Source organism: Massilia sp. CT11-108 (genome assembly GCF_047302915.1).
Taxonomy (GTDB): domain Bacteria; phylum Pseudomonadota; class Gammaproteobacteria; order Burkholderiales; family Burkholderiaceae_D; genus Telluria; species Telluria orientalis.
Genome location: NZ_JBKYMO010000561.1, coordinates 1 through 3,342, shown reverse-complemented (window position 1 = coordinate 3,342; position 3,342 = coordinate 1). Strand labels below are relative to the sequence as shown.

The following is a 3,342-nucleotide window of genomic DNA, read 5'->3' as shown; positions in this document are numbered from 1 at the left end:
CAGCGGCAACAGCGAAAAACTGTGCGCGGCGCTGCAGGAACGCTTCCCGACCGTGCGCGTGAACGTCGAGACCGAGATCGCGCCGACCTGGTACACGGCCAGCGCCGAAGCCAAGGCGCGGCGCGAGCGGCTGCAGCGCGAAGCGGAAGCGGCCGTCGATGCCGATCCGTTCGTGCAGGACATGGTGAGCACGTTCGACGCGTTCGTCGTGCCCGGTTCCGTGCGGCCGATCGCGTCCTGAGCCGGGTCCGTGCCCGCGCCGGTATAAACTGTATAAACGATTTACCCATCCGACTTTTTTGGAGAACACATCATGATGAAAAACCAGCTCGCAGGCCTGATGAAGCAGGCGCAGGCCATGCAGGACAACATGAAGAAGGCGCAGGAGCAGCTGGCCCAGATCGAAGTCGAAGGGCAGTCGGGCGCCGGCCTCGTGAAGGTCGTCATGACGTGCAAGAACGACGTCAAGCGCGTGTCGATCGACCCGTCGCTGCTGGGCGACGACCGCGACATGCTGGAAGACCTGGTCGCCGCCGCGTTCAACGACGCCGTGCGCAAGGCCGAAACCACCGCCCAGGAAAAGATGAGCGGCCTGACCGCCGGCCTGCCGCTGCCGCCGGGCTTCAAGATGCCGTTCTGATGTTTATTGTTACCCTAACTTATACGGCGCCGCTCGAGCGCATCGACGCTTGCCTGCCGGCGCACCGTGCCTGGCTGCAGGAGCACACCGCGCGCGGGCTGCTCCTGATGGCGGGCCGCAAGGAGCCGCGCGACGGCGGCATCCTCGTCGCCCATGCGGCCGACCGCGCCACGCTCGACGCCGCGCTGCGCGACGATCCGTTCGCGCAGGCGGGCCTCGCGACCTATGCGGTCACTGAATTCGTTCCCACCATGACCGCCGAGGCGCTGTCCGCCTGGCGCGCACAGTAAGCACCGGCGGAGGCTCGGCGTCCCCGGGGTCCAGGAGTCAATTATGTCCAAATCGCTCGACTTCCTCACCGAGGCACTGCGCCGCCTGCCGGGCGTCGGGCCGAAGTCGGCGCAGCGCATGGCCTTCCACCTGCTGCAGCACGATCGCGAAGGCGCCGCGATGCTGTCGCGCGCGCTGTACCAGGCCGTCGACGCGGTGCATCACTGCGCGCTGTGCAATACGTTCTCGGAGACCGAGGTCTGCGACCTGTGCGCCGACGAGCAGCGCGACCGGACACTCCTGTGCATCGTCGAAACACCGGCCGACCAGATGATGATCGAGCAGACCCTGACATACAAGGGTTTGTACTTCGTGCTGATGGGCCGGCTGTCGCCGCTGGACGGCATCGGTCCCAAGGACCTGCACCTGGAAAAACTGATCGGTCGCGCGGCCGATGGCGACGTGAAGGAAGTCGTACTCGCCACCAATTTCACGAACGAGGGCGAAGCGACCGCCCATTACATCAGCGAAATGCTGAAGGCGCGCGGACTCACGGTCAGCCGCCTTGCGCGCGGCGTTCCCGTCGGGGGTGAGCTCGAGTACGTGGACGCGGGCACCATCGCGCGCGCCATGCTCGACAGGCGCAGTGCATAATGGGCCTCCCCACAACGGGGAGCCCTCGCACCGTCGCGCAACAGTGACGGCATCGTAGCGGCGCCGGACGGTGCCTGCGCGGCCAGGACGGCTCCCGGCAGCAGGCGGTGTTCGCTTGACAGTGCGCAAACCCGGCGCACCGTCTACGCTGCTATTGTGGGGATACTTTGACCGGACCCCAAGCATGCATCTCGTCGACATCACGATGTTCTACGCGGCCGAAGGAGGCGGCGTCAGCACCTATCTGAATGCCAAGGCCCACTGGCTGGCACGGCGCAGCCGCGTCCGGCACACGATCATGAGCTCCAACGTGGAGACATGCGACGACACGGTGCCCGCGCTCGTCAAGATACCGTCCGCCGGCCTGCCGGGTTTCCACGGCTTCCGCATGCCGCTGTCCGTCGAAGGCCCGGTGCGTCTGCTGGAATCGGTCCACCCCGACGTCGTCGAAGCGGGCGACGCCGGCCACTGCGCCTGGGCCGCGCTGCGCATGCGCCGGCGCTACGACATCCCGGCCGTCGCCTTCTACCACTCCGACCTGCCGCGCCTCGTGCAGCCGCGCTTCGGCCGCTGGATCGCGCGCGGCACCTGCCGCTACCTCGCCAACCTGTACCGCCAGTTCGACCTCGTGCTGGCACCCAGCCGCGTCATGGTGCAGCAGCTGGACGCGATCGGCGTGTCCGGCGCGGTCCACCAGCCGCTCGGCATCGACAGCAGCGTGTTCCGTCCGCAGCGCCGCGACGAGACCCTGCGCGAACACCTGGGCCTCACGCCGGACGCGCGCCTGCTCGTCTACGCGGGCCGCTTCACGCCGGAAAAGAAGCTGCACGTCCTCATCGAAGCCGTGCGCAAGCTGGGCGACCCGTACCACCTGATCCTCGTGGGCGGCGGCGGCGTGCTGCCGTATTGCGACCGCGTCACGCACATCCCGTTCCGGCGCGACCAGCGCCAGCTCGCCCGCCTGCTGGCCAGCTGCGACGTGCTCGTCCACCCGGGCGATTGCGAGACGTTCGGCCTGATCGTGCTGGAAGCGATGGCGTGCGGCCTGCCCGTCGTCGCCACGAACAAGGGCGGCGTGGCCGAGCTGGTCGACACGGAGACGGGCATCCTGGCCGAGCCGAACCGCGTCGACAGCCTGGCCGGCGCGATCGAGGCCATCTACCAGCGCGACCTCGTCCGCATGGGGCAGGCCGCACGGCGCAGGGCCGTCGAACGCTACGACTGGAACGAGATCCTGCCGCAGGTGATCGGCCGCTACGAAGGCCTGCTGCACGGGTATCCGCACGCGGCCGCCGACATCGCCATCGACCTGATCCATGAACGGGAGCGCATCCGTGTCACAGACTGACTGGTCTCCTGACGAGCACATGCTGTGCGTCTCGATCCACGACGTGGCGCCGGCCACGTGGAGCGATTGCCTGCGTCTCGTGGAAGCCGTGCGCGCCGTGGCGGACATCCCGCTGACGTGGCTCGTCGTCCCGCATTACCACTTCCGCCCCGAGCAGTCCCTCGCGATGGAAGCCTGCCTGAACGTGGCGCTGGAGCGCGGCGACGAGCTGGCGCTGCACGGCTACAGCCATCTCGACACGGAGGCGGCCACCGGCGGCCTGCGCGCGCGCTTCCTGCGTAACGTGTACACGCGGCGCGAGGGAGAATTCGCGGCGCTCATGGAGGCGGAAGCGCGGCGGCGCCTGGAGCTGGGCCTCGACTGGTTCGCGGCGCCGTATTGCACATTCTCGCCGCGGTGAGCTGGCCGATCACCGGTGTCATGCAAAACC

General features: G+C 68.0%; 5 protein-coding genes and 1 pseudogene. All 6 read left to right on the top strand.

Going from position 1 to position 3,342, the window contains the following annotated elements:
- A pseudogene (locus tag ACEN88_RS27395) lies at nt 1–241 on the top strand (DNA polymerase III subunit gamma/tau); the annotation flags it as partial.
- Nucleotides 242–313: 72 nt separating this feature from the next.
- Complete coding sequence (locus ACEN88_RS27390) at nt 314–640, top strand: YbaB/EbfC family nucleoid-associated protein (RefSeq protein WP_413344741.1); 327 nt, start codon at nt 314–316, stop codon at nt 638–640.
- On the top strand, nt 640–930 hold the full coding sequence (locus ACEN88_RS27385) for a YciI family protein (RefSeq protein WP_413344739.1): 291 nt from the start codon (nt 640–642) through the stop codon (nt 928–930). The genes ACEN88_RS27390 and ACEN88_RS27385 overlap by 1 nt, the downstream gene beginning before the upstream one ends.
- A gap of 43 nt (nt 931–973) precedes the next feature.
- A complete protein-coding gene (gene recR / locus ACEN88_RS27380; RefSeq protein ID WP_413344738.1) occupies nt 974–1,564 on the top strand; it encodes a recombination mediator RecR in 591 nt (196 codons plus the stop codon).
- Between the two features lie 184 nt (nt 1,565–1,748).
- Nucleotides 1,749–2,912, top strand: coding sequence for a glycosyltransferase family 4 protein (locus ACEN88_RS27375; protein WP_413344736.1), 1,164 nt, complete (start codon nt 1,749–1,751; stop codon nt 2,910–2,912).
- On the top strand, nt 2,899–3,312 hold the full coding sequence (locus ACEN88_RS27370; protein WP_413344734.1) for a DUF2334 domain-containing protein: 414 nt from the start codon (nt 2,899–2,901) through the stop codon (nt 3,310–3,312). The genes ACEN88_RS27375 and ACEN88_RS27370 overlap by 14 nt, the downstream gene beginning before the upstream one ends.
- The last annotated feature ends 30 nt before the right edge of the window (nt 3,313–3,342 follow it).

What these genes read in the sequence shown, in the direction of transcription:
- recR (WP_413344738.1), top strand. Translation starts at nt 974, where the DNA reads ATGTCCAAATCGCTCGACTTCCTCACCGAGGCACTGCGCCGCCTGCCG.
- ACEN88_RS27390 (WP_413344741.1), top strand. Translation starts at nt 314, where the DNA reads ATGATGAAAAACCAGCTCGCAGGCCTGATGAAGCAGGCGCAGGCCATG.
- ACEN88_RS27375 (WP_413344736.1), top strand. Translation starts at nt 1,749, where the DNA reads ATGCATCTCGTCGACATCACGATGTTCTACGCGGCCGAAGGAGGCGGC.
- ACEN88_RS27385 (WP_413344739.1), top strand. Translation starts at nt 640, where the DNA reads ATGTTTATTGTTACCCTAACTTATACGGCGCCGCTCGAGCGCATCGAC.